The following is a 22,294-nucleotide window of genomic DNA, read 5'->3' as shown; positions in this document are numbered from 1 at the left end:
AAGAAACCGATCAGGAGGTACCGAGGTGACCGAGCTCAAGCGGCGGCCGCTCCCCCATGACTTCCATCTGCCCGTGCCGTCGTTCACGGTGACGAGTGAGGACGTCGAGCCCGGGGCGACGCTCAAGGACGCTCAGGTCTACGCGGCCGGCAACACCTCGCCGCAGCTGCGGTGGGAGGGCTTCCCGCCCGAGACCAAGAGTTTCGCCGTGACCTGCTACGACCCGGACGCCCCTACGGGGAGCGGGTTCTGGCACTGGACGGTGTTCGACATCCCGGCCTCGGTGACCGAGCTGCCTGCGGGTGCGGGCAGCGGCAAGTTCGAGGGGCTGCCGGAGGGCGCCGTACAGGTGCGGAACGACTACGGGTCGAAGGACTTCGGCGGTGCCGCGCCGCCGCCCGGGGACGGGTCGCACCGTTATGTGTTCACGGTGTACGCCGTGGACACGGAGAAGCTCGGTCCGGACTCGGACGTTTCTCCGGCGGTCGTCGGTTTCAACCTGCGGTTTCACGCTCTGGCACGTGCCCAGTTGATCGGTGAGTACGAAGCGCCGACGGAAGACTGACGTTCATTGAACGTTTGCCCGCCTCTGGTCTTGGAATTGATCAGGGGCGGGCATTTTTTATTGCGTTGTCCATCTCGGCGTGCCCGGCCAGAGTTGATCCAAGCCCGCCACCCGGTGGGCCGGTTGCACATGGGAGGTGGGCTGGATGCGGGACACGCTGGTGCTGAACGCGAGCTTCGAGCCGCTGTCGACGGTGTCGTTGAATCGAGCCGTCGTTCTGGTGCTGCAGGACAAGGCTGTCGTCGAGCAGGCCCACCCCGAACTGCGTATGCGCGGAGCCGAGGTCGACATACCGGCGCCCCGGGTGATCCGGCTGTGCAGGTACGTCAGGGTGCCGTTCCGAAGACAAGCTCCTTGGTCGAGGCGGGGTGTGCTGGTCCGGGACCGGCACAGGTGCGCGTACTGCGGCAGGCGGGCGACGACGGTGGACCACGTGGTGCCGAGGGCGCAGGGTGGTCAGGACTCCTGGCTGAACACGGTGGCTTCGTGTGCGGAGGACAACCACCGCAAGGCGGCCCGGACTCCGGAGCAGGCGGGGATGCCCCTGCTGCGGCGGCCGTTCGAGCCGACGCCGGCCGATGCGATGCTGCTGGCGCTGGGGACCGAGGACTTCGACGCCTTGCCGCAGTGGCTGGTGCAGCCGGCGGCGTAGGGCACGTGAACAGAACTGGGGCCCACCTCCTGCGAGGTGGGCCCCAGTGTCGTAGAACAGGCCTGTCAGTCGATGGACGGCTTCTCTCGGCGTTCCGAATTGCCGCCCGAGTTGCCGGAGTTGCCTCCGTCGTTGCTCGAACCGCCGCCGAACGGGCCCATGTTGCCCATGGCGCCGGAGAGGCCCTTGAGGGCGTCGCCGATTTCGCTGGGGACGATCCAGAGCTTGTTGGCGTCGCCTTCGGCGATCTTCGGGAGCATCTGGAGGTACTGGTAGCTCAGGAGCTTCTGGTCGGCGTCTCCGGCGTGGATGGCCTCGAATACCGTACGGACGGCCTGGGCCTCGCCCTCGGCGCGCAGGGCGGCCGCCTTGGCCTCACCTTCGGCGCGCAGGATCTGGGACTGCTTCTCGCCCTCGGCGGTGAGGATGGCGGCCTGGCGGGTGCCTTCCGCGGTGAGGATCGCGGCGCGCTTGTCACGGTCGGCGCGCATCTGCTTCTCCATCGAGTCCTGGATGGAGGTGGGGGGCTCGATCGCCTTGAGTTCGACGCGGTTCACGCGGATGCCCCACTTGCCCGTCGCCTCGTCGAGGACTCCGCGCAGGGCCGCGTTGATCTCCTCGCGGGAGGTCAGGGTCCGCTCCAGGTCCATGCCGCCGATGATGTTGCGGAGCGTGGTGACCGTGAGCTGCTCAATTGCCTGGATGTAGCTGGCCACTTCATAGGTCGCGGCCCGCGCGTCCGTCACCTGGTAGTAGATGACCGTGTCGATGTTGACGACCAGGTTGTCCTGGGTGATCACCGGCTGCGGCGGGAACGGTACGACCTGTTCTCGCAGGTCGATGCGGTTGCGGATCGTGTCTATGAACGGGACGACGATGTTGAGTCCCGCGTTGAGTGTCCGCGTGTAGCGGCCGAACCGCTCCACGATCGCGGCACTTGCCTGCGGGATGACCTGGATCGTCTTGATCAAAGCGATGAAGACCAACACCACCAGGATGATCAAGACGATGATGACCGGTTCCATCGTGCTCCCCGTACCCTTCTCCGCCTCGGCGCTTTCGGAAGATCTTATGGTTGTTGAAGATCTTGCTGGTCGAGTCTGTCAGACCGTCACCCAACTCGTGTGCTGTTCGGTTCAGTTGAGTCCTGCGAGGTCAGATGACGATCGCGGTGGCTCCCTCGATCTCCACGACGTCCACCTCCTGGCCCGGTTCGTAGGCGCGGTCGGTGTCGAGTGCGCGGGCCGACCAGACCTCGCCGGCGAGCTTGATCCGGCCGTGGCCGGAGCCGTCCACGCGCTCCAGGACGACGGCTTGCTTGCCCTTCAACGCGTCGACGCCCGTGGCGAGTTGGGGGCGGGTCGAACGGTGCCGGGTCGCGATGGGCCGTACGACGGCGATGAGGGCGACCGAGACGACGGCGAAGACGAGGACCTGAAGGACGACGCCCGCGCCGAGCCCGGCGGTGGCCGCGGCGGCGACGGCGCCCACGGCGAGCATGCCGAACTCCGGCATCGCGGTCACCACGAGCGGGATTCCGAGTGCTGCCGCGCCGACGAGCCACCACACCCATGCGCCGATGTCGTTCACATGGTCATGGTAGGGCGGCGGGTCGGTCGCGGACAGGGCGCATATGCCCGTACGACCCGTATTTTTCAGGGGAGTTCGGTCAGGACATGGGGAGACCGTGTGCGGTCCAGCGGTCGCCGACCTGCTCGACGATCAGCGGGAGGCCGAAGCAGAGGGAGAGGTTGCGCGCGGTGAGTTCGAGCTCCAGCGGGCCCGCGGCCAGGACCTTGCCCTGACGGATCATCAGGACGTGGGTGAAGCCGGGGGCGATCTCCTCGACATGGTGGGTGACCATGATCATGGAAGGGGCGATCGGGTCGCGGGCGAGCCGGCCGAGGCGGCGTACGAGGTCCTCGCGTCCGCCGAGGTCGAGGCCGGCGGCGGGCTCGTCGAGGAGGAGCAGCTCGGGATCGGTCATCAGGGCGCGGGCGATGAGGGTGCGCTTGCGCTCGCCCTCGGAGAGGGTGCCGAACTTGCGGTCCAGGTAGTCGCTCATGCCCAGGCGGTCGAGGAAGGCGCGGGCGCGCTGCTCGTCGACGTCCTCGTAGTCCTCGTTCCACCCGGCGGTCATGCCGTAGGCGGCGGTCAGCACGGTCTGCAGGACGGTCTGGCGCTTGGGGAGCTTCTCGGCCATGGCGATACCGGCGACGCCGATGCGGGGGCGCAGTTCGAAGACGTCGACCTTGCCGAGGGTCTCGCCGAGGATGGTGGCGGTGCCGCTGCTGGGGAACAGGTAGCTGGACGCGACGTTCAGGAGCGTGGTCTTGCCGGCGCCGTTCGGGCCGAGGATGACCCAGCGCTCGCCCTCCTTGACCGACCAGGAGACCTGGTCCACCAGAGCCCGGCCCTCCCGGACCACGGTTACGTCCTCCAGCTCCAGAACATCGCTCATGAGCGCGCTGTCTCCCATTGCATCGTCGGCCTGTCTCGGCTGTCGCGTGCGCCGGTAGGCGCAGCCCTCGAAGAAATCTACGCCACCGGCCGGGCGGTCCATCCCATCGGTCCGGTCCTTAGGGTGGGGGGCATGCTTTCGGAACCACGATCAGGACGCCTCGCTGCCTGGGGAAACGCCCTTTTGGCCGGGCTTGTCTCACCGGACGACGCCGTACTCGCCATCGTGGGCGAGGACGCCGTGCACCGGGTGGAAGGGCTGCCGGGCGAGTCGGCACCCGTCGGACTCACACTCGCACTGGGACGGCTGCGCACCCTCGGGGTGACCGGACTTCGGCTGGCGCTGCCCACCTCGGGACACCCGCTGGGGCTGAGCGGCCCGCCCGCGTTCAACGCGCGGGCCCTGGAGGCCGAGGAGGCGGTGATCTGCTACGGCGCCGCGCTCGGCCTCGTTCCCGAGGTGTACGAGGCCGGTCCCGCCGGCGATGTCCATGTCGAGGTCGTCTGGCACTGTCTGCCGGTGCGGGAGGCGCCGCCCGCCGATGTGCCCTCGCTCGGGGAGGCCGAGCGGGAGCTCGCGGAGGCGCTGCGGGATGCGACGGCGGTGGTGTCGCGGCTGGACGTGGCCGGGTCGGGGCCGGTCGCGGAGGCGGCGCTCGACGCGTATCGCGCGCGGGCCGAGCGGGGGCGGGAGGTGTTGGCGCCGGGGTATCCGCCGCGCGCGGTGCGGGTGTTGGAGCTGGCGCAGCGAGTGGAGTTGCTGGTGTCCCTGGCCGCGGAGAGCGGGCACGGGGGCGCGGTGAGCGCGTCCGAGATGGCGGTGCGGGCGGAGGCGTTGCGGCCGGTGGAGCGGACGGCTCGGCGGGCGCAGGTCGCGGCGTACAACTCCGTTGTGGAGGAGCGGGAGAAGGGGGTGCGGTGAGGGTGATCGCCGGGTGCGGGGTGTCGGTGTGGGCGTCTCTGGGGGCTGCCGCCCCCAGGCCCCCGCTTCGGCCCCGAAAGGGCCTCGTCCTCAAACGCCGGACGGGCTGATTTTGCAGGCCTGCGTCGAAAGGCGCCCGACGGGCTGAGGATTGGCGGCCTGAGTTGGAAAGGCGCCGGACAAGCTGATGGTGCTCACGTGCAGAAGGGGCCCCGTGAGTCGTCGTTGACTCTCGGGGCCCCTTCTTACTGCTGTGGGCGTCAGTCGTTGATGCCCTTGTTGCCGAACGTGGGGTTCAGCAGGCCGATGACGTTGACGCTGTCGCCGACGACGTTGACGGGGACGTGGACCGGGACCTGGACGACGTTGCCGGAACCCACACCCGGCGACTTCACGGCCGCGCCGTCGGCACCCGCGTCGGCGACAGCGGCACCGGCGGAGGCGCCAGCGGCGATACCGGCGACGGTGAGGGCCACGGCGGCCTTCTTGGCGATGTTCATGGGAAGCGTTCCTCTTGCGATTGCGTGACCGACCCGGCCGCGGGTCGTGGGCTGATCAACGCAGGGAGTACCGGAAACGGCACGGGAATGCGCGTTTGACTGCCCGTTCGGATCATTGGCAGGACAAACCGACGAGGTGACGAGCAGACCGGCCTCCCGGGAGCGCCCGGAAGGCCGGAGGTCACTGTCGCGGAGCGACGTGCGTCAGTGGTTGACGCCCAGGTTGCCGAAGGCGGGGTTCAGGACGCCGATGACGTTGACGCTGTTGCCGACCGCGTTCACCGGAACGTGCACCGGGACCTGGACGACGTTGCCCGAGCCGACGCCGGGCGAACAGACGGCCTGGCCGTTCGCCAGGCCGTCGGCGGAGGCCAGCCCGGCACCGGCGGCTACCAGCCCGCCGGCCACCATCGTCACGGCCGCTGCCTTCTTCAGGTTCTTCACTTCTGAGCCCTCCTAGCGATCACCGCGGCAGGCGCCGCGGCACGCACTGGAGAACGGTCGAGAACCACGAAGGATGCGCCATCTGGGGGACATTCCCACGACGGTATGAATCTCGGTCCGGCACGGGACGTTCCGTGTTGCCGTCACGCCGTCGCCGCAGTGCCGCTCACCTGGTGAGGCCGTGGCGTACGGCGAACAGGGCGGCCTGGGTGCGGTCCGCCAGGTCGAGCTTCATCAGGATGTTCGAGACGTGGGTCTTGACCGTCTTCTCGGAGAGCACCAGGGCGCGGGCTATCTCGCGGTTGGAGCGGCCGTCCGCGATCAGGCCGAGCACCTCGCGCTCCCGCTCCGTGAGCGAACCGCCTCTCCCCTGCCCCGAGTTGGACTCCTCCTGGGACAACAGGACGCCCGCGACCTCGGGTTGGAGCAGGATGTGGCCGGCGTGGACGGAGCGGATGGCGCCGGCCAGGGCGTCCGGGTCCACGTCCTTGTAGACGTAACCGGCGGCGCCCGCGCGCAGGGCCGGGATCACCGTGCGTTGTTCGGTGAAGCTGGTGACGATCAGCACGCGCGCGGGGTGGTCGAGTTCGCGGAGTCTGCGCAGTGCGTCGATGCCGTCCATGCCCGGCATCTTGACGTCCATGAGGACGACGTCGGGCTTCAACTCCTCGGTGCGGGCGACCCCTTCGGCGCCGTCGGCCGCCTCGCCGACGACCTCGATGTCGTCCTGCACCTCCAGGAAGGTGCGCAGGCCCCGGCGGACGACCTGGTGGTCGTCGACGATCAGCACCTTGATTGCGTCAGCCACCGGGGACCTCCATCTCGATCGTGGTGCCCTTTCCGGGCGCCGATTCCACGGTGAGTGTGCCGCCGACGCCGTTGGTCCGGTCCCGCATGGAGACCAGCCCGAGGTGGCGTCCCGCGCGGCGGATCGACTGGGGTTCGAAGCCGGTGCCGTCGTCGGTGATCCGCAGGATCGCGCCGCAGCCGCTGCGCTCCAGGGTCACGGCGACATGGTCCGCGCCGGAGTGCCGCAGGGCGTTGTGCAGGGCCTCCTGGGCGACACGCAGCATGGCCTCCTCCTGGGCGGCGGGCAGGGCGCGGAAGCCGGGGCCGGTGAAGGTCACGCGCGCGGTGTGGGCGCGGTCGAGGACCTGGATCTGGGTGCGCAGGGTGGCGCTCAGTCCGTCCTCGTCGAGGGCTGCGGGGCGCAACTCGACGACCGCGGCGCGCAGTTCGTCGGCGGCTTCGGCGGCGAGCGCGGCCACCTGCTGGAGTTCGCCCTTGGCCCGAGAGGGGTCGCGGTCGACGAGGGTGGCGGCGGCCTGTGCGGTGAGGCGGAGGGAGAACAGCTTCTGGGCCACCGCGTCGTGCAGTTCGTGGGCGAGGCGGGAGCGCTCCTCGGCGATGGTCAGCTCACGGCTGCGCTCGTAGAGGCGGGCGTTGGTGAGGGCGATGGCGGCGTGCTGGGCGAGGATGGAGAGCAGTTCCTCGTCCTCCTCGGTGAAGCCGCAACCGCCGTTCGGCTTCGGGCAGTTCTTGTTGGCCAGGAAGAGGGCGCCGATGACCTCGTCGTCGTCGCGGATGGGCAGGCCCAGGAAGTCGGACATGTCGGGGTGGGCCGAGGGCCAGCCCTCGAAGCGCGGGTCCTTGCGCACGTCGGCGAGGCGTTCGGCCTTGGCCTCGTGCAGCATCGCGGCGAGGATGCCGTGCTGGCGCGGGAGCGGGCCGATGGCCTTCCACTGGGCGTCGCTGACGCCGTCGACCACGAACTGGGCGAAGCCACCGTGGTCGTCGGGGACGCCGAGGGCGGCGTACTGCGCGTCGAGCAGCTCGCGGGCCGAGGCGACGATCGTCTTGAGGACGTCGCGCACCTCCAGGTGCCTGCTCATGGCCAGCAGTGCGGAGCTCACCGCCGCGAGGCCGGACCGTGGACCTTGACTCATGTCCTCACGGTACCGGCGGGGTGTGACAACGCGGATCGGCCGGGTGGCGGCCGTCGTCTGGTCCGGAAGGCCTAGGGCGAAGGGCCCCGGTGGACTGCGGCCGGCGTCCGACGCGGCGGGGGCGGTCCCGTTCCTACGTTGGGGGCACGCCGACGGAGGCGTAGTGGACGAGGGGACGTGTGTCATGTCGGTAGCGATCATCACGGGGGCGTCGAAGGGGCTGGGGCGGGCGCTCGCCGAGGCGCTGGCCGCGCGGGGCTGGGACCTGGTGCTGGACGCCAGGACCGAGGGGGCGCTCGGGGAGGCCGCGGTGGCCGTCGGCGCGTACGGCACGCGCGTGGAGGCCGTCCCGGGGGATGTCACGGACGCCGGGCACCGGGCCGAGCTGGTGGCCGCGGCGGGGAAGCTGGGGGGCGTCGATCTGCTGGTGAGCAACGCGAGCGCGCTGGGTGCCGAACCGCTCGTACGGCTCGACGAGCTGCCCCTGGACGGGCTGCGGCGGGCGCTGGAGGTGAATGTGGTGGCCGCCCTCGGGCTGGTCCAGGAGGCGCTGCCGCTGCTGCGGGCCTCGCGGGCCGGTGCGGTGATCGCGGTCAGTTCGGACGCGGCGGCCGAGGCTTACGAGACGTGGGGCGGCTACGGGGCGTCCAAGGCGGCCCTCGACCAGTTGGCGGCGGTGCTCGGCGCGGAGGAGCCCGGGCTGCGGGTGTGGGCGGTGGACCCCGGGGACATGGGCACGGACCTGTACGCGGCGGCGGTACCGGAGGACGACGATCCCCGGCCGTCGCCGGCCTCGGTGGTGCCGGCCTTCCTGCGGCTGCTGGACGAGCGTCCGGCGAGCGGGCGTTATGGGGCCCCGGCACTGCTGGAGGAGCGATGACGGTGGCGGTGAGGGTGCCGGAGGAGCTGTCGGCGCGCGTGCCGGCCGAGCAGCGCGGGCCCGGGCTCGACCGCGACGCCGTACGGCTGCTGGTGTCGCGGGGTACCGAGGTGTCGCATCACGGGTTCGGGGAGTTGCCGCGGCTGCTGCGGGCTGGGGATCTGCTGGTCGTGAACACGTCGCCGACGCTGGCCGCCGCGGTGGACGGGTGGATCGGGCACGCGCGCGTGGTGGTGCATTTCTCGACGCGGGGCGATGACGGGCGGTGGGCGGTCGAGCTGCGGGAGCCGGACGGGAAGGGCACCTCACGCGCGCGTGCGGGCGGCCCGGCGGGGACGGAGGTGCGGCTGCCCGGGGACGCGCGGCTGACCCTGGAGGAGCCGCTGAGCGCGCGGGGTGAGCGGTTGTGGTGGGCGCGGGTGTCCGGTTCGGGGGTAGTGGAGCTGTTGCGTGAGCACGGGCGGCCCATCCGTTACTCCTACACGGAGCGGGACCAGCCCTTGGCCGTCTATCAGACCGTGTTCTCGTTGCCGTCCGAGGACGAGGACGGGACGGGCAGTGCGGAGATGCCGAGTGCCGCGCGGCCCTTCACCGCGCGGATGGTGGCGGAGCTGGTGAGCCGGGGGGTGCAGTTCGCGCCGATCACCTTGCACACGGGGGTGGCGTCGGCCGAGGTGCATGAGCCGCCGTATCCGGAGCGGTTCGCGGTGTCGGAGGCGTCGGCCCGGTTGATCAACGCGGTCAGGGCGGGGGACGGGCGGGTGATCGCGGTGGGGACCACCGCCGTGCGGGCCGTCGAGTCCGCCGCCGGGGGTGACGGGGTCGTACGCGCGCGTGCGGGGTGGACGGATCTCGTCGTCACCCCGGAGCGGGGGGTGCGGGTGGTGGACGGGCTGCTGACGGGGCTGCACGAGCCGGAGGCCTCGCATCTGCTGATGCTGGAGGCGGTCGCCGGGCGGGCCGCTGTCGACCGCAGTTATGAGGAGGCGCTGCGCGGGCTCTACCTGTGGCACGAGTTCGGGGACGTGCACCTCATCCTCCCGGAGGAGGATCCTCACGCAGTGCGTTGCGTGAGCAACTACGAGTGAGGTTGCCGCGTCGCCGATGTGAGCCCGCACATAGGGCGCAGATCACGTACTAGGGAACATAGGAGATAAACCTGACCCGCTTGAGCGGGACAGACGGTCCCGTCTGTCCCGTTTTGCCCTTCCCTGGTCCACTACCGGGGATCGTACGTCACACCTTTGCCACAGGTTTTTGCGACCGCTAAGAATTGCAGCCGTCGCTCAGCGCCGCGGATCCCGTCCGCGGCGTTTGTGCCGGAAGCACCCGCGTCCCCGCCGGACGGTGAGCGACCTCCGCGCCATTCGAAGAGGTCCATCCACCATGCCCAAGAACACGAACACTCCTGGTCCTAGTCGCCTGACCGGGCTGAACAAGCTGACGAAGCAGCACAAGATCGCGCTCGCCGGTGTCGCCACGCTCAGCGCCGCCGCCCTCGCCTTCTCCGCGGTGCCCAGCGACGCGGGGACGACCACCACCGACGCCGCCTCCCCGGCGAAGGTGGCGTACAGCACGGAGCCCATCAAGGGCGTCAGGGCAAGCGTCACCGACCAGCTCGCCGGTGCCAGCCTCAAGACCGAGGCGATCCAGGCGAAGGCCGACGCGAAGGCGAAGGCGGACGCGAAGGTGAAGGCCGCGACGGCGAAGGCCGCGAAGGCCAAGGCGGACGCCGCCGCGAAGAAGAAGGCCGCCGAAGCCGCCGCCAAGAAGAAGGCGGAGGCCGCGCGCAAGGCCAAGAAGGCCGCGAGCCGCTCCAGCCAGCGCGTCAAGCTCCAGCCCGTCGCCGCGACGACCTACGCCAACAACCTCAGCGGCTGGATCAACCACGCCCTGGCGATCATGAAGCAGAAGGGCATCCCGGGCTCGTACAACGGCCTGTACAAGAACATCATGCGGGAGTCCTCGGGCAACCCGAGCGCCGTCAACGGCTGGGACGTCAACGCGGTCAACGGCACCCCGTCGATCGGTCTGCTCCAGGTCATCCAGCCGACGTTCAACGCATACCACGTCTCAGGTACCTCGACGAACATCTACGACCCGGTCGCCAACATCACCGCCGCGGCCAACTACGCCGCCGCGCGGTACGGCTCGATCGACAACGTCAACAGCGCGTACTGAGGCCTCCGGCGGACCTCTGGGTCTCGGTATCGACGCCGAAGGGCGGCACCCGTGTGAGGGGTGCCGCCCTTCGGCGTCGTACGGACCGGCTACTTGCGCATGACCTCGGGCTCGTGGCGGCGCAGGAAGCGGGCCACGAAGATGCCGCAGATCACGCCGAGGGCGATCAGGGCGGCCATGTCCATGCCCCAGGCGCCGACGGTGTGCTCCCACAGCGGGTCCGTGCTGTCGCCGGGCTTCGGCGGGCTGATCTTGTTGAAGTCCAGCGTGGCGCCCGCGGCACCGACCGCCCAGCGCGAGGGCATCAGGTACGAGAACTGGTTGACGCCGATCGCGCCGTTCAGCGTGAACAGGCAGCCGGTGAACACGACCTGGATGATCGCGAACATCACCAGCAGCGGCATCGTCTTCTCGGCCGTCTTCACCAGCGAGGAGATGATCAGGCCGAACATCATCGCGGTGAAGCCGAGACCCATGATCGGGATGCAGAGCTCGAACATGGTCTGGCTGCCGAGCACCAGGCCCTGCTTCGGGATCTCCCGGCTGGAGAAGCCGATGACACCGACCATCAGGCCCTGCAGCGCGGTGATCACACCGAGCACGAACACCTTGGACATCAGGTACGCGGAACGGGACAGCCCCGTCGCGCGCTCCCGTTCGTAGATGACCCGTTCCTTGATCAGCTCACGGACGGAGTTGGCCGCGCCGGCGAAGCAGGCGCCGACCGCGAGGATCAGCAGGACCGTGGTGGCCGTGCCGTTGGGGATGATCTGGCCGTTCGCCCTGGCCGGGTTGGGCAGCAGGCTGTTGCCCGAGTCGATGAGCAGGCTCACCGCGCCCAGGACGCCCGGCAGGATCACCATCAGGGCCAGGAAGCCCTTGTCGGAGGCGATCACCGTGACGTAGCGGCGCACCAGCGTGACGAACTGCGACATCCAGCCCTGTGGCTTCGGCGGTTTCATGGCCTGCATCGGCGGCATCTGTACGGACTGCGGAGCAATCGCGTCGATGTCGGCGGCGTACATCTGGTAGTGCTGCGAGCCCTTCCAGCGGCCGGCCCAGTCGTAGTCGCGGTAGTTCTCGAAGGCGGAGAAGACATCGGCCCAGGTGTCGTAGCCGAAGAAGTTCAGCGCCTCCTCTGGCGGGCCGAAGTAGGCGACGGCACCGCCCGGAGCCATCACCAACAGCTTGTCGCAGATCGCCAGTTCGGCCACCGAGTGGGTGACGACGAGGACCGTGCGGCCGTCGTCGGCGAGGCCGCGCAGCAGCTGCATGACATCGCGGTCCATGCCCGGGTCGAGGCCCGAGGTGGGCTCGTCCAGGAAGATCAGCGAGGGCTTGGTGAGGAGTTCCAGGGCCACCGAGACGCGCTTGCGCTGGCCACCGGAGAGAGAAGTGATCTTCTTCTCCTTGTGGATGTCGAGCTTCAGCTCGCGCAGCACCTCGTCGATGCGGGCCTCGCGCTCGTCGCCGGTGGTGTCGGCGGGAAAGCGCAGCTTGGCCGCGTACTTGAGGGCCTTCTTGACGGTCAGTTCCTTGTGCAGGATGTCGTCCTGCGGGACCAGACCGATGCGCTGGCGCAGCTCGGCGAACTGCTTGTACAGGTTGCGGTTGTCGTAGAGGACGTCGCCCTGGTTGGCGGGCCGGTAACCGGTGAGCGCCTTGAGCAGGGTGGACTTGCCGGAGCCCGACGGGCCGATGACCGCGATCAGCGACTTCTCCGGTACGCCGAAGGAGACGTCCTTGAGGATCTGCTTGCCGCCGTCGACCTCGACGGTCAAGTGCCGTGCCGAGAAGGAGACTTCACCGGTGTCGACGAACTCCTCGAGCCGGTCCCCGACCAGGCGGAACGTGGAGTGGCCGACGCCGACGATGTCGTTCGGGCCGAGCAGCGCCGAGCCGCCCTTGGTGATCGGCTGGCCGTTGACGTACGTGCCGTTGTGCGAGCCGAGGTCACGGATCTCGAAGCGGCCGTCGAGCGTCGCGTGGAACTCGGCGTGGTGGCGCGAGACTTGGAGGTCGGAGACCACCAACTCGTTCTCCAGCGCACGGCCGATGTGCATCACGCGGTCCAGCGAGAACTGGTGGAACGTGGTCGGGCTGCGGTCGCCGTAGACCGGCGGCGCCCCCGCGCCGACACCGGGTCCCGGCTGCTGCGGAATCTGCGCGGCGGCCGACGGCTGGAAACGCTGCTGCTCAGGCGTCTGCTGCGGTGGCGCCTGCTGGGCCCAGCCGGGGCCCGCGCCCTGTGCCGCGTACGGCTGTTGCTGCGGCTGGGCCTGCGGGCTCGCCACGGAGGCGGCGGCACCGGACAGGCTCAGCTGCGGGCCGTCGGTCGCGTTGCCCAGGTACACGGACGAGCCGGGGCCGATCTCCATCTGATGGATGCGCTGGCCCTGCACGAACGTGCCGTTGGTGCTGCCGTGGTCGTCGATGACCCAACTCCGGCCGCTCCAGCTGATCGTGGCGTGCCGCCAGGAGACCCTGGCGTCGTCGACCACGACGTCCCCCTGCGGATCACGTCCGAGGGTGTAGGTCCTGGACGCGTCGAGCGTCCAGGTTTGTCCATTCAATTCCAGTACGAGTTCCGGCACTCCATGCCCCACTGAGTAGTCCCCCGAGTTACGCCCCATCACGGGGAGTCTAGGGATGTCGAACATCGTCGGGAACTATTTCAGTCTGCACCCCCTGACCGAAAGTCGGGCCTTGTGATGAGCACGCTGTTACGCGTTCGGCGGTTCCGTTGACGGGGTGGAAACCGACCCGGAGAGTGGTAATCCACGCGAGGGGGGACATGCGTGGTGTCCGCACCACGCCGTGCCGCGGATCGGGGGGTCTGCCATGAGCTCAGCGACGAGTGTCAGGACGGCGCACTACGACACGAGGGTGCCCTGGGGTGACGTCCTGCTGTCCGCGATCGCCTCGGTCAGCTGGGCGTTGATCGGCATGGCGGGCACGGCCGCGCTCGGCCTGCACCTGCTGGGCGCCGACGCGACGGGCTCGCTCGGCCCGATGACCGCGGCGGTGGTGGCGCTCGGCGCGGGCGGTTCGGTCACCCCGACCGGCGACGTCTCCGCCTTCGGCCTGACCGGCGCCCAGGCGACCACGGCCGTCACGATCACGCCGCTGGGCGTGAGCCTGGTAGGAGCACTGCTTCTGTCGTACTTCTTCCTACGGTCCCTGCGGGCGGCCGGAGTTGTGATCGCACCGGCCGAACTCCTCGCGCGCGGGGGCTCGGTGATCGCGCTCTTCGTGGCGATGCTCGGCGGCCTGGCCTGGGCCGGGCACGACGTCATCACGATCGACGGAAGCAAGCTGGGCCTCGACAAACTCACGGGCGGCGGCGGTGGCGGCGGCGGGGTGAACATCCCCGGCCTCGGCGACATCGGTGACATCGGCGGGCTGCTGCCGGGCAAGATCAGCGACCTGGTCAAGGCGAAGGCGGCGGTCGGCTTCACGGTCGACACGGCGCCGACCCTGCTGGGCGGCCTGGCCTGGTCGGCCGGCATCCTGCTGATCGCCCTGCTGGCGTCCCGCCGTACGCCCCTCCCCCGTGGCTGGGAGGCCGTCCACCGTGTCGTACGGCCGGCCGCGTCCGCGCTCGTCACGGTGCTGCTGGTCGCGGTGGCGGCGGGGCTCGCGGCGGCGGCGTACGCGGCGATCGGCGACGACCACCCGAAACGGATCGCGGGCGCCGCGCTGCTCGGCGCGCCCAACGGGGTCTGGCTCGGCATCCCGATCGGCCTCTTCGTCCCCTGGGACGGCAAGGCGACGGGCGAACTGGCGAAGCTGCTCCCCCATCCCCTCGACGACCTCCTGAGCGTGAAGTCCGACCAGCCGGTCACGCTGGGGCGACTGGCCGAACTGGACAACCGTGTATGGCTGTTGGGAGCCGCCGCGGCCCTGATGATGCTGCTGGCGGGGGTGCTCACCGCGGGGCGGACACCTGTGGGCGCGAAGAACGTCGGTGGTCCGGGGGCGCTCGGTTTCGCCGGGCGGTGCGCTGTGCGACTGGGGGTCGCGACCGCCCTGACGCTGCCGCTGCTGGCCTGGCTGACGGATGTGTCGGTGGACGCGTCGCTGTCGGTGCTGGGCTTCGACGCGTTCGGCGCCGGGATCGAGTTGCACGGGCATCTGGGCATGGCGCTGCTGCTGGGCGCGGCGTGGGGCGCGGGCGCGGGGTGCGTCGGGGGGCTGCTCGCGTATGCGACGGGGGCGGCGGGACGGCGTGCCTCGCGGCTGGCACTGGGTGACTTGGGGGTGGCGAGGCCGGATGCCGGGGCGCCGGAGTACGAAGGCCATCCGGAACACGCGCAGCCTGCGGGGAGCACGGGACACACAGGCCCCTACGTGCCGAGCACGCCGTACCGCGCGCCCAACCCCGCGACCAACCCGTATCTCCAGCTGCCCGACGAGCTACGGCAACCGGAGGGCGGCGGGGCGCCGGAGGGCGCGTGGCCGCCGGGTGCGGGGTCGCCGGGTGCGGGGTCGCCGGGTGCGGGGTCGCCGCGAGGAGGCGGTCGGCCGCCCGCCGGAGACTCGTGGTCGTCCGGTGCGCCGGGCGGCGCGGGGCGGTCCGGGGCCGTCCCGGCGGACGACGCCACTCGCCCCTACGGCGAACCAGTGCCCCACGGCGACCCGCAGCCGCCCGGCGACATGTACGGCGCTCCGACCATGGCCCAGTCCTACGAGCCGCCGTCCCGGCCGCCCCGGCGTCCGCCCGGGACGCCTTCGCGGGACTGGCCCGGGGACGACTCGGACGACGGGCAGCAGCCTCCTCCGCCGCCCCCGCCACCTCCGGGGAGGCCCAAGGGGCGCCGGTGATCCACCTCGGCGTCACCCGAACCGTCGCGCCCCACCCGTCCGCCCGTATCCCCCGCGTCCGGCGCCGTACCCGTCGCCTGCCCTGCCCGACGCCCCGCCAACTCCTGATCGGCGGTGCACCCCACCGCGACCGCCTCGGCGCGTCTCCTGATCGCCCCGAACCGGCTCGCGACCGTCCACCAGCTCCTTCGTGATCGGCCCGTAAGACTCCCGCCACCGACCCGACACCCACTGTTCCGTGTCCGCTGGGCGGACCTCTGCGGCATAAGGCACTGCGTGCCGGATACGGTGGGTACACCATGAGCGCTTCGCAGACCTCTGACGTCCCCACTCTCCTCGTCAAGATCTTCGGCAAGGACAGGCCGGGCATCACGGCCGGACTCTTCGACACCCTCGCCGCCTACTCCGTCGACGTGGTCGACATCGAGCAGGTCGTCACCCGTGGCCGGATGGTGCTGTGCGCCCTTGTGACGCCGCCGCCCGCCGGGCTCGAAGGGGATCTGCGGGCCACCGTGCACAGCTGGGCCGAGTCGATGAAAATGCAGGCGGAGATCATCTCCGGCCTGGGCGACAACCGGCCGCGCGGGCTCGGGCGTTCGCTCGTGACCGTGCTCGGCCACCCCCTCACCGCGGAGTCCACCGCCGCGATCGCCGCCAGCATCACCAAGGCCGGCGGCAACATCGACCGTATCTTCCGGCTCGCCAAGTACCCCGTGACAGCGGTCGAGTTCGCGGTGTCGGGGGTGGAGACCGAGCCCCTGCGCACCGCCCTCGCCACCCACGCGGCGGCGCTCGGCGTCGATGTCGCCGTCGTGGCGGCGGGGCTGCACCGGCGGGCCCAGCGGCTCGTCGTCATGGACGTCGACTCCACGCTCATCCAGGACGAGGTCATCGAACTCTTCGCCGCGCACGCCGGCTGCGAGGACGAGGTCGCCGAGGTGACCGCCGCCGCGATGCGCGGGGAGCTGGACTTCGAGCAGTCGCTGCACGCGCGCGTGGCCCTGCTGGCGGGGCTGGACGCCTCGGTCGTGGACAAGGTGCGCAGCGAGGTGCGGCTGACGCCCGGCGCCCGCACCCTGATCCGTACGCTCAAGCGGCTCGGCTATCAAGTCGGCGTCGTGTCGGGCGGGTTCACGCAGGTAACCGACGACCTCAAGGACCGGCTCGGGCTCGACTTCGCCCAGGCCAACACGCTGGAGATCGTCGACGGGAAGCTGACCGGCAAGGTCACCGGCGAGATCGTCGACCGCGCGGGCAAGGCACGGCTGCTGCGCCGCTTCGCCGCCGAGGCGGGCGTACCGCTGGCGCAGACCGTGGCGATCGGCGACGGCGCCAACGACCTGGACATGCTCAACGCGGCCGGTCTCGGCGTCGCCTTCAACGCGAAGCCGGTCGTACGGGAGGCCGCGCACACGGCGGTGAACGTGCCGTTTCTCGACACCGTGCTGTATCTGCTGGGCGTCACCCGCGAAGAGGTCGAGGCGGCGGACACCCACGACGAGGACTGACCCCGACCCTTCAGGTCCTTCAGGGGCCCGGCACCGCTTGGTGCCGGGCCCCTTGTCGTGCGGGACCGCGGGACTGCGGATCTACGGGTCTACTCGGACGGCGCCCAGTAGTCGGCCAGCGTCGCCACGCCCGGCTCCAGTGACTTCCAGGAGCCGTCGAAGGTCAGCACGGCGAAGGCGGAGGTCGAGAAGCCGCGGCGGGTCAGCCGCTCGCGGGCTTCACCGGTGTCCGGTCCGGTGAGGATCTCGGTCAGGCCCTGAACGCCCGGGTTGTGGCCGATGAGGATCAGGTTCCGCGTGTCGTCGGGCGTCTCGTTCAGTACGGCGATCAGCTCGCCGGGCGAGGCCTCGTAGAGCCTCTCCTCGTAGACGGTTTTCGGCCGGTGCGCGAGTTCGTGGACGGCCAGCTTCCAGGTCTCCCGGGTGCGGGTCGCGGTGGAGCAGAGGGCCAGATCGAAGGGGATGCCGGTGTCGGCCAGTCTGCTTCCGGCAGTGGCCGCGTCCAGGCGGCCCCGCTCAGCGAGCGGCCGCTCGTGGTCGGTCACCTCGGGCCAGTCGGCCTTCGCATGCCGGAAGAGGACAATCCTGCGGGATTCTGCGACGCTCATGGGATCCAGCTTCGCATGAAACAGGCCATGGGGCGCAGGGAGTTGACGGGCGGCTTCGCCCGTGCTCAGCGGGCTATGAGCTGCTGCGCGCGCTCGAAGAGGTGGGTGATCATCGGGTCCGAGGCCGCCGCTTGCGCGTCTGTCGGGTTGAGCATCATCACGAGCAGCACGATGAAGGCGAGTGCCGGCAGGGCGAGGGCCCACCACGGCAGCCTGATGTCGACGCCGCCCGTGGTCGCCGGGTGGGGCCGGGTGTGCGTTGGGGCCGACATGTGTGCCTCCGCTGGTCTCCGAGTGGTCCGCGATCCGCTTCTCGCGGTCACACTTCGAAGCTACGGAACGCGCGGCCCTCAACCCATCCGGAGATCCACCCACTTGACCCTGAGCCTCACCCCCTAGGGGATGGTGGGGAGAACCCCACCATCGGCCCATGGAGGCGCAGTTGCGGGGCCGCGGTCGGGCGATCAGGCGGTCACGGGGACGCGATCGTCGCGATGATGGCGATGACGATGAAGATGGCGAAGAACGAGCCGAAGACGAGCAGCATCTTCCGCTGGCCGTTCTGGGGGTTCGGGTCGAGCACTGGCATACGTCCAGTCTCGCACCCTTGGTCCGCACCGGATGCGCCGGGGTGAGGCCGAGGGGGCCGGCCGGGGCCGGGGAGAGATCAGCGGGCCGCCTCGTCCTCCACCGTGCGGTCGCGTCCCGCGAGGACGCCCACGGCCATCTGCGGGATCATCAGGCCGGCCATGAGGGCGATCGGCAGTCCCCAGCCGCCGCTGTGCTGGTAGAGCACGCCGACCAGGAGCGGCCCCGGGATGGAGATCAGATACCCGGCGCTCTGCGCGAAGGCGGACAGCTGGGCGACGCCCGCGCCGGTCCTGGCCCGCATGCCGACCATCGTCAGAGCCAGCGGGAACGCGCAGTTGGCGACACCGAGCAGCAGGGCCCAGGCCCAGGCTCCGCCGGCCGGCGCGAGGTACAGGCCCGCGTATCCGGCGAGACCGCAGACGCCGAGCACGACGACGATAGGCCCCTGGTGGGGCAGCCGGGTGGCCACGCGCGGGATGACGAAGGCCAGGGGCACGCCCATCGCCATCGTGACTGCCAGCAGCAGCCCGGCCGTGCCCGCGGAGACGCCCGCGTCCCGGAAGATCTGCGCCATCCAGCCCATCGTGATGTACGCGGCGGTGGCCTGGAGCCCGAAGAACACGGCGAGCGCCCAGGCGGTACGGCTGCGGGTGATGCGCAATTCGGGCCGCGCCCGCTCGGTCTCCCGCGTGCGGGAGGGCGGTTCCGCGGGCGCCTCCCGGTGTCGTACGAGAGCGATCCACGGCAGTACGGCGGCTGCGGCCAGCCCCGCCCACACGGCCAGGCCGGAGCGCCAACTGCCGCCCAGGGACTCGGTCATGGGCACCGTGACCGCGGCCGCGGCGGCGGTGCCGAGGGCGAGGGCCATCGAGTACAGGCCGGTCATGGAGCCGACCCGCTCGGGGAACCAGCTCTTGACGATCACCGGCATCAGGACGTTGCTGACCGCGATGCCCATGAGCGCGAGCGCGCTGCCGGCCAGGAAGCCCGCCGTGCCGCCGACGTACGGCCGTATGAGCAGGCCCGCGGTGATGGCGAGCATGCCGGCACAGACCACGGTGCTCGGGCCGAAGCGGCGGGCGAGGCGCGGGGCCATGACGCCGAAGGCGGCGAAGCACAGCGGGGGCACGGAGGTGAGCAGTCCGGCGACGCTGCCGCTCATGCCGAGGCCGTCGCGGACCTCTTCGAGGAGGGCGCCGAGGCTGGTGATGGCGGGGCGGAGGTTCAGTGCGGCGAGCACGATGCCGACGATGACCACACGCGTCGTCCACGCGCGCGTGGCCGCCGACGGTCCTCCGGCGGACGGACCTCCGGTCGGTGCCGGGGAGTCGCTCGCGGCCGGGCCGCCGATGTTCGTCGTCGTGGACTTCAGTGTCCGGGTTTCCTCGCTCGCCATGCCGACCATCATAGAATCATGGGATGATTGGTTGTCCATCCCCGGGTGGCCCGCTCCCGCCCCGCACATGCGAAGGTGTGCCATGCCTCTGAGCCACCCCCGTCGTTCGGCGCTGTCCGAGCAGGTCATCGCCGCGCTGCGGAACGAGATCACCTCGGGCGAGTGGCCGGTCGGCTCCCGGATCCCGACCGAGCCGGAGCTGGTCGAGCAGCTCGGGGTCGCCCGCAACACGGTCCGCGAGGCCGTCCGCGCGCTCGCGCACAACGGTCTGCTGGACATCCGCCAGGGCTCCGGCACCTACGTCGTCGCGACCAGCGAGCTGGCCGGCGTGATGCACCGCCGGTTCGCGGACGCCGACCCCCGGCACATCGCCGAACTGCGTTCCACCCTGGAGTCGGCGGCGGCGCAGCTGGCGGCCGAGCGGCGCACCGAGAAGGACCTCAAGCAGCTGGACGCCCTCCTCGTACGGCGCGAGGAGGCGTGGGCGTCGGGCGACACGGAGGCCTTCGTGACGGCCGACGCGACCCTGCACATGGCCGTGGTGGCGGCTTCGCACAACGACGTCATGACGGCGATGTACGCCGACCTGGGCGAGGTGCTGAGGGACTGGCTGCGCGCGGACATCGGCGAGGAGCTGACTCCGGAGTCGTACATGGACCACACGCGGCTCGTGGACGCGATCCGCGCGGGCGACGCGCGGGGGGCCGCGGCGGAGGCCGCGGGCTATCCGTTCCTGTGCCGCCCGGGGCGCCTCAGCGGGCCCGCTTCTGGTGGCTGACCCACACCGCGCGGACGTCCTCCCAGCAGCGGCCGGCCAGCCGTACGGTCTGCGCCGGGCCTGCGTCGATCCCGGTGCCGTCGCTGTCGATGTCCCACCAGCGGTCGCACTCGATGTGCAGGCTGACGCGGTCCGTCTGGGGGTACGGGTTGTGGCAGTACGCGATCACCTGCGAGCCGTGGACGGCGGTGCGGCATGCGGCGCCGAACAGCTGGGGGGCGGCGGCCGGTTTCCGGGCCTCCACGCGTGCGTGGGGCATCGCCTCGTACGCCAGCGAGATGACGAGCGCGACGGCGACGGTCGCTGAGGCCAGGCTGCGGGACAGGCGCACAAGGGGAACCTCCTCGGTGGTGCTGGGGAGGAAATCGCGTGGTGAACGCGTAATCCAGAGTGCGCAGTTGTGGCCCGGCCCCGCCCGGTCTACGGGGCCGAACGGGTGACGCCCCGTTTCCCGCGCGGTGCGGGAAACGGGGCGTCGACGCAGTAGGAGAAGTCGGGCCGGGAGGTCAGGCGCCGATGGCGTGCAGACCGCCGTCCACGTGGACGATCTCGCCGGTGGTCTTCGGGAACCAGTCGCTCAGCAGGGCGACGATGGCCTTCCCGGCCGGCTCCGGGTCGTTGAGGTCCCACTCCAGGGGGGAGCGGTTGTCCCACACGGAGGCGAGCTCGCTGAAGCCCGGGATGGACTTGGCCGCCATCGAGCCGAGGGGGCCCGCGGAGACGAGGTTGCAGCGGATGTTCTGCTTGCCCAGGTCGCGGGCGAGGTAGCGGCTGGTGGCCTCCAGGGCGGCCTTGGCCGGGCCCATCCAGTCGTACTGCGGCCACGCGAAGGACGCGTCGAAGGTGAGGCCGACGACCGAGCCGCCGTTCTGCATGAGCGGCAGGCAGGCCATGGTCAGCGACTTCAGGGAGAACGCCGAGACGTGCATGGCGGTGGCGACCGACTCGAACGGCGTGTTGAGGAAGTTACCGCCGAGCGCATCCGCCGGCGCGAACCCGATGGAGTGCACGACACCGTCCAGACCGCCCAGCTCCTCGCCCACGACGTCGGCGAGGCGCGCCAGGTGCTCGCCGTTGGTGACGTCGAGCTCGATGACCTTGGTGGGCTTGGGGAGCTTCTTGGCGATGCGCTCGGTCAGCGTGGGCCGCGGGAACGCGGTCAGGATGATCTCGGCGCCCTGCTCCTGGGCCTGCTTGGCGGCGTGGAAGGCGATGGAGGACTCCAGCAGCACACCGCTGATCAGGACGCGCTTGCCCTCGAGAATTCCGCTCATGGTGATCAGTGACCCATTCCCAGTCCGCCGTCAACAGGGATGACGGCTCCAGTGATGTACGAGGCGTCGTCCGAGGCGAGGAACCGCACCGTCGCGGCGACCTCCTCGGGCTGCGCGTAACGGCCGAGCGGCACCTGCTTCACAATGTTCTCGCGCTGCTCGTCGCTCAGCACCTTGGTCATGTCGGTGTCGACGAAGCCGGGCGCGACGACGTTGAAGGTGATGTTGCGCGAGCCCAGCTCACGGGCGAGCGAGCGCGCGAAGCCGACCAGGGCCGCCTTGGAGGCGGCGTAGTTCGCCTGACCGGCACCGCCCAGCAGGCCGACGACCGACGAGATGAGGACGACGCGGCCCTTCTTGGCGCGCAGCATGCCGCGGTTGGCGCGCTTGACGACGCGGAAGGTGCCGGTGAGGTTGGTGTCGAGGACCGAGGTGAAGTCCTCCTCGGACATGCGCATCAGAAGCGTGTCCTTGGTGACTCCCGCGTTGGCGACCAGGACCTCGACGGGGCCGTGCTCGGCCTCGATCTCCTTGTAGGCCTGCTCCACCTGCTCGGTGTCGGTGATGTCGCACTTCACGGCCAGGCAGCCCAATTCAAGGAGGGCGGCCGGCGGCTCACCAGAGCGGTACGTGATCGCGACCTTGTCGCCGGCGTCGGCGAACGCACGGGCGATGGCGAGGCCGATGCCCCGGTTGCCTCCGGTGACGAGAACCGAGCGGCTCAACGGATCACCCTTTCGATAGCGGTCCTGCGCGCCTGCCCGG

At 70.5% G+C, this 22,294-nt stretch carries 23 protein-coding genes and 1 pseudogene; 9 read left to right on the top strand and 15 right to left on the bottom strand.

Annotated elements, in window-relative coordinates; genetic code table 11:
• The first annotated feature begins 25 nt into the window (after nucleotides 1-25).
• Together OH768_RS40445 and OH768_RS40440 are read left to right on the top strand one after the other, a co-directional pair.
• Nucleotides 26-565: a YbhB/YbcL family Raf kinase inhibitor-like protein gene (locus OH768_RS40445; protein ID WP_406461323.1), complete on the top strand. Its 540-nt coding sequence runs from the start codon at nucleotides 26-28 to the stop codon at nucleotides 563-565.
• A 145-nt stretch (nucleotides 566-710) separates the two neighbouring features.
• Nucleotides 711-1,217, top strand: coding sequence for an HNH endonuclease (locus OH768_RS40440; protein ID WP_019067385.1), 507 nt, complete (start codon nucleotides 711-713; stop codon nucleotides 1,215-1,217).
• A 65-nt stretch (nucleotides 1,218-1,282) separates the two neighbouring features.
• Here the strand turns inward: OH768_RS40440 and OH768_RS40435 are convergent, their stop codons facing one another.
• The 3 genes and pseudogenes from OH768_RS40435 to OH768_RS40425 form a co-directional block, all read right to left on the bottom strand.
• Nucleotides 1,283-2,242, bottom strand: a complete 960-nt coding sequence (locus tag OH768_RS40435; protein ID WP_406461321.1) for an SPFH domain-containing protein — start codon at nucleotides 2,240-2,242, stop codon at nucleotides 1,283-1,285.
• A gap of 130 nt (nucleotides 2,243-2,372) precedes the next feature.
• On the bottom strand, nucleotides 2,373-2,807 hold the full coding sequence (locus OH768_RS40430) for an NfeD family protein (RefSeq protein ID WP_406461319.1): 435 nt from the start codon (nucleotides 2,805-2,807) through the stop codon (nucleotides 2,373-2,375).
• Nucleotides 2,808-3,153: 346 nt separating this feature from the next.
• Nucleotides 3,154-3,678 (bottom strand): annotated as a pseudogene (locus OH768_RS40425) (ABC transporter ATP-binding protein); the annotation flags it as partial.
• Between the two features lie 132 nt (nucleotides 3,679-3,810).
• On the opposite strand from OH768_RS40425, the gene OH768_RS40420 reads away from it, so the two are divergent.
• Nucleotides 3,811-4,599, top strand: a complete 789-nt coding sequence (locus OH768_RS40420; RefSeq protein ID WP_406461317.1) for a hypothetical protein — start codon at nucleotides 3,811-3,813, stop codon at nucleotides 4,597-4,599.
• A gap of 260 nt (nucleotides 4,600-4,859) precedes the next feature.
• Here OH768_RS40420 and OH768_RS40415 read toward each other — a convergent pair whose 3' ends face one another.
• From OH768_RS40415 to OH768_RS40400, 4 genes are all read right to left on the bottom strand, one after another.
• Nucleotides 4,860-5,099 (bottom strand): chaplin family protein, encoded by a 240-nt coding sequence (locus OH768_RS40415; RefSeq protein ID WP_400974217.1) that lies wholly within the window; start codon nucleotides 5,097-5,099, stop codon nucleotides 4,860-4,862.
• 204 nt (nucleotides 5,100-5,303) lie between these two features.
• Nucleotides 5,304-5,543: a chaplin gene (locus tag OH768_RS40410; RefSeq protein ID WP_406461315.1), complete on the bottom strand. Its 240-nt coding sequence runs from the start codon at nucleotides 5,541-5,543 to the stop codon at nucleotides 5,304-5,306.
• A 166-nt stretch (nucleotides 5,544-5,709) separates the two neighbouring features.
• Nucleotides 5,710-6,351 carry a response regulator transcription factor gene (locus tag OH768_RS40405; protein ID WP_019067391.1) on the bottom strand — a complete coding sequence of 214 codons (642 nt, stop codon included), beginning with the start codon at nucleotides 6,349-6,351 and terminating at the stop codon, nucleotides 5,710-5,712.
• Complete coding sequence (locus tag OH768_RS40400) at nucleotides 6,344-7,489, bottom strand: GAF domain-containing sensor histidine kinase (protein WP_406461313.1); 1,146 nt, start codon at nucleotides 7,487-7,489, stop codon at nucleotides 6,344-6,346. The genes OH768_RS40405 and OH768_RS40400 overlap by 8 nt, the downstream gene beginning before the upstream one ends.
• 184 nt (nucleotides 7,490-7,673) lie before the next feature.
• Here OH768_RS40400 and OH768_RS40395 point away from each other — a divergent pair, with 184 nt between their 5' ends.
• The 3 genes from OH768_RS40395 (at nucleotide 7,674) to OH768_RS40385 (ending at nucleotide 10,550) form a co-directional block, all read left to right on the top strand.
• Nucleotides 7,674-8,369, top strand: coding sequence for an SDR family NAD(P)-dependent oxidoreductase (locus OH768_RS40395; protein ID WP_406461311.1), 696 nt, complete (start codon nucleotides 7,674-7,676; stop codon nucleotides 8,367-8,369).
• On the top strand, nucleotides 8,366-9,457 hold the full coding sequence (locus OH768_RS40390; protein WP_406461309.1) for an S-adenosylmethionine:tRNA ribosyltransferase-isomerase: 1,092 nt from the start codon (nucleotides 8,366-8,368) through the stop codon (nucleotides 9,455-9,457). The genes OH768_RS40395 and OH768_RS40390 overlap by 4 nt, the downstream gene beginning before the upstream one ends.
• 298 nt (nucleotides 9,458-9,755) lie before the next feature.
• Nucleotides 9,756-10,550: a transglycosylase SLT domain-containing protein gene (locus tag OH768_RS40385; protein WP_406461307.1), complete on the top strand. Its 795-nt coding sequence runs from the start codon at nucleotides 9,756-9,758 to the stop codon at nucleotides 10,548-10,550.
• Nucleotides 10,551-10,639: 89 nt separating this feature from the next.
• Here OH768_RS40385 and OH768_RS40380 read toward each other — a convergent pair whose 3' ends face one another.
• Nucleotides 10,640-13,144: an FHA domain-containing protein gene (locus OH768_RS40380; RefSeq protein WP_406465651.1), complete on the bottom strand. Its 2,505-nt coding sequence runs from the start codon at nucleotides 13,142-13,144 to the stop codon at nucleotides 10,640-10,642.
• Nucleotides 13,145-13,391: 247 nt separating this feature from the next.
• Here OH768_RS40380 and OH768_RS40375 point away from each other — a divergent pair, with 247 nt between their 5' ends.
• Both OH768_RS40375 and serB read left to right on the top strand, forming a co-directional pair.
• Nucleotides 13,392-15,374: a streptophobe family protein gene (locus OH768_RS40375; protein WP_406461305.1), complete on the top strand. Its 1,983-nt coding sequence runs from the start codon at nucleotides 13,392-13,394 to the stop codon at nucleotides 15,372-15,374.
• A 299-nt stretch (nucleotides 15,375-15,673) separates the two neighbouring features.
• A complete protein-coding gene (gene serB, locus OH768_RS40370; RefSeq protein WP_406461303.1) occupies nucleotides 15,674-16,882 on the top strand; it encodes a phosphoserine phosphatase SerB in 1,209 nt (402 codons plus the stop codon).
• Between the two features lie 89 nt (nucleotides 16,883-16,971).
• Here serB and OH768_RS40365 read toward each other — a convergent pair whose 3' ends face one another.
• From OH768_RS40365 to OH768_RS40350, 4 genes are all read right to left on the bottom strand, one after another.
• On the bottom strand, nucleotides 16,972-17,490 hold the full coding sequence (locus tag OH768_RS40365) for a SixA phosphatase family protein (RefSeq protein ID WP_406461301.1): 519 nt from the start codon (nucleotides 17,488-17,490) through the stop codon (nucleotides 16,972-16,974).
• Nucleotides 17,491-17,555: 65 nt separating this feature from the next.
• On the bottom strand, nucleotides 17,556-17,762 hold the full coding sequence (locus OH768_RS40360; protein ID WP_406461300.1) for a hypothetical protein: 207 nt from the start codon (nucleotides 17,760-17,762) through the stop codon (nucleotides 17,556-17,558).
• Nucleotides 17,763-17,962: 200 nt separating this feature from the next.
• Entirely contained in the window at nucleotides 17,963-18,079 is a 117-nt protein-coding gene (locus OH768_RS40355; RefSeq protein WP_086021959.1) for an SGM_5486 family transporter-associated protein, read from the bottom strand.
• Between the two features lie 78 nt (nucleotides 18,080-18,157).
• A complete protein-coding gene (locus OH768_RS40350; RefSeq protein WP_406461299.1) occupies nucleotides 18,158-19,489 on the bottom strand; it encodes a CynX/NimT family MFS transporter in 1,332 nt (443 codons plus the stop codon).
• A 70-nt stretch (nucleotides 19,490-19,559) separates the two neighbouring features.
• Here OH768_RS40350 and OH768_RS40345 point away from each other — a divergent pair, with 70 nt between their 5' ends.
• Entirely contained in the window at nucleotides 19,560-20,255 is a 696-nt protein-coding gene (locus OH768_RS40345; RefSeq protein WP_406461297.1) for a FadR/GntR family transcriptional regulator, read from the top strand.
• Here OH768_RS40345 and OH768_RS40340 read toward each other — a convergent pair.
• The 3 genes from OH768_RS40340 to fabG form a co-directional block, all read right to left on the bottom strand.
• The gene (locus OH768_RS40340; protein ID WP_406461295.1) at nucleotides 20,230-20,586 is read right to left on the bottom strand and encodes a hypothetical protein; all 357 of its coding nucleotides are present in this window, start codon (nucleotides 20,584-20,586) and stop codon (nucleotides 20,230-20,232) included. The genes OH768_RS40345 and OH768_RS40340 overlap by 26 nt on opposite strands.
• 175 nt (nucleotides 20,587-20,761) lie before the next feature.
• A complete protein-coding gene (gene fabI / locus OH768_RS40335; protein WP_406461293.1) occupies nucleotides 20,762-21,529 on the bottom strand; it encodes an enoyl-ACP reductase FabI in 768 nt (255 codons plus the stop codon).
• Nucleotides 21,530-21,534: 5 nt separating this feature from the next.
• Nucleotides 21,535-22,254 carry a 3-oxoacyl-[acyl-carrier-protein] reductase gene (gene fabG / locus OH768_RS40330; protein ID WP_406461291.1) on the bottom strand — a complete coding sequence of 240 codons (720 nt, stop codon included), beginning with the start codon at nucleotides 22,252-22,254 and terminating at the stop codon, nucleotides 21,535-21,537.
• Between the last annotated feature and the right edge of the window lie 40 nt (nucleotides 22,255-22,294).

Source organism: Streptomyces sp. NBC_01622 (genome assembly GCF_045209635.1).
Taxonomy (GTDB): domain Bacteria; phylum Actinomycetota; class Actinomycetes; order Streptomycetales; family Streptomycetaceae; genus Streptomyces.
The sequence above is the reverse complement of the archived record's forward strand: the minus strand, read 5'-3'. Positions and strand labels throughout refer to the sequence as shown.

Excerpts from the sequence above, each read along its gene's own strand:
- OH768_RS40350 (WP_406461299.1), bottom strand. The coding sequence starts at position 19,489 with ATGATGGTCGGCATGGCGAGCGAGGAAACCCGGACACTGAAGTCCACG.
- OH768_RS40365 (WP_406461301.1), bottom strand. The coding sequence starts at position 17,490 with ATGAGCGTCGCAGAATCCCGCAGGATTGTCCTCTTCCGGCATGCGAAG.
- OH768_RS40360 (WP_406461300.1), bottom strand. The coding sequence starts at position 17,762 with ATGTCGGCCCCAACGCACACCCGGCCCCACCCGGCGACCACGGGCGGC.
- OH768_RS40355 (WP_086021959.1), bottom strand. The coding sequence starts at position 18,079 with ATGCCAGTGCTCGACCCGAACCCCCAGAACGGCCAGCGGAAGATGCTG.
- OH768_RS40385 (WP_406461307.1), top strand. The coding sequence starts at position 9,756 with ATGCCCAAGAACACGAACACTCCTGGTCCTAGTCGCCTGACCGGGCTG.
- fabI (WP_406461293.1), bottom strand. The coding sequence starts at position 21,529 with ATGAGCGGAATTCTCGAGGGCAAGCGCGTCCTGATCAGCGGTGTGCTG.
- OH768_RS40375 (WP_406461305.1), top strand. The coding sequence starts at position 13,392 with ATGAGCTCAGCGACGAGTGTCAGGACGGCGCACTACGACACGAGGGTG.
- OH768_RS40345 (WP_406461297.1), top strand. The coding sequence starts at position 19,560 with ATGCCTCTGAGCCACCCCCGTCGTTCGGCGCTGTCCGAGCAGGTCATC.
- OH768_RS40440 (WP_019067385.1), top strand. The coding sequence starts at position 711 with ATGCGGGACACGCTGGTGCTGAACGCGAGCTTCGAGCCGCTGTCGACG.
- OH768_RS40390 (WP_406461309.1), top strand. The coding sequence starts at position 8,366 with ATGACGGTGGCGGTGAGGGTGCCGGAGGAGCTGTCGGCGCGCGTGCCG.
- OH768_RS40415 (WP_400974217.1), bottom strand. The coding sequence starts at position 5,099 with ATGAACATCGCCAAGAAGGCCGCCGTGGCCCTCACCGTCGCCGGTATC.
- OH768_RS40420 (WP_406461317.1), top strand. The coding sequence starts at position 3,811 with ATGCTTTCGGAACCACGATCAGGACGCCTCGCTGCCTGGGGAAACGCC.
- serB (WP_406461303.1), top strand. The coding sequence starts at position 15,674 with ATGAGCGCTTCGCAGACCTCTGACGTCCCCACTCTCCTCGTCAAGATC.
- OH768_RS40400 (WP_406461313.1), bottom strand. The coding sequence starts at position 7,489 with ATGAGTCAAGGTCCACGGTCCGGCCTCGCGGCGGTGAGCTCCGCACTG.
- OH768_RS40395 (WP_406461311.1), top strand. The coding sequence starts at position 7,674 with ATGTCGGTAGCGATCATCACGGGGGCGTCGAAGGGGCTGGGGCGGGCG.
- OH768_RS40435 (WP_406461321.1), bottom strand. The coding sequence starts at position 2,242 with ATGGAACCGGTCATCATCGTCTTGATCATCCTGGTGGTGTTGGTCTTC.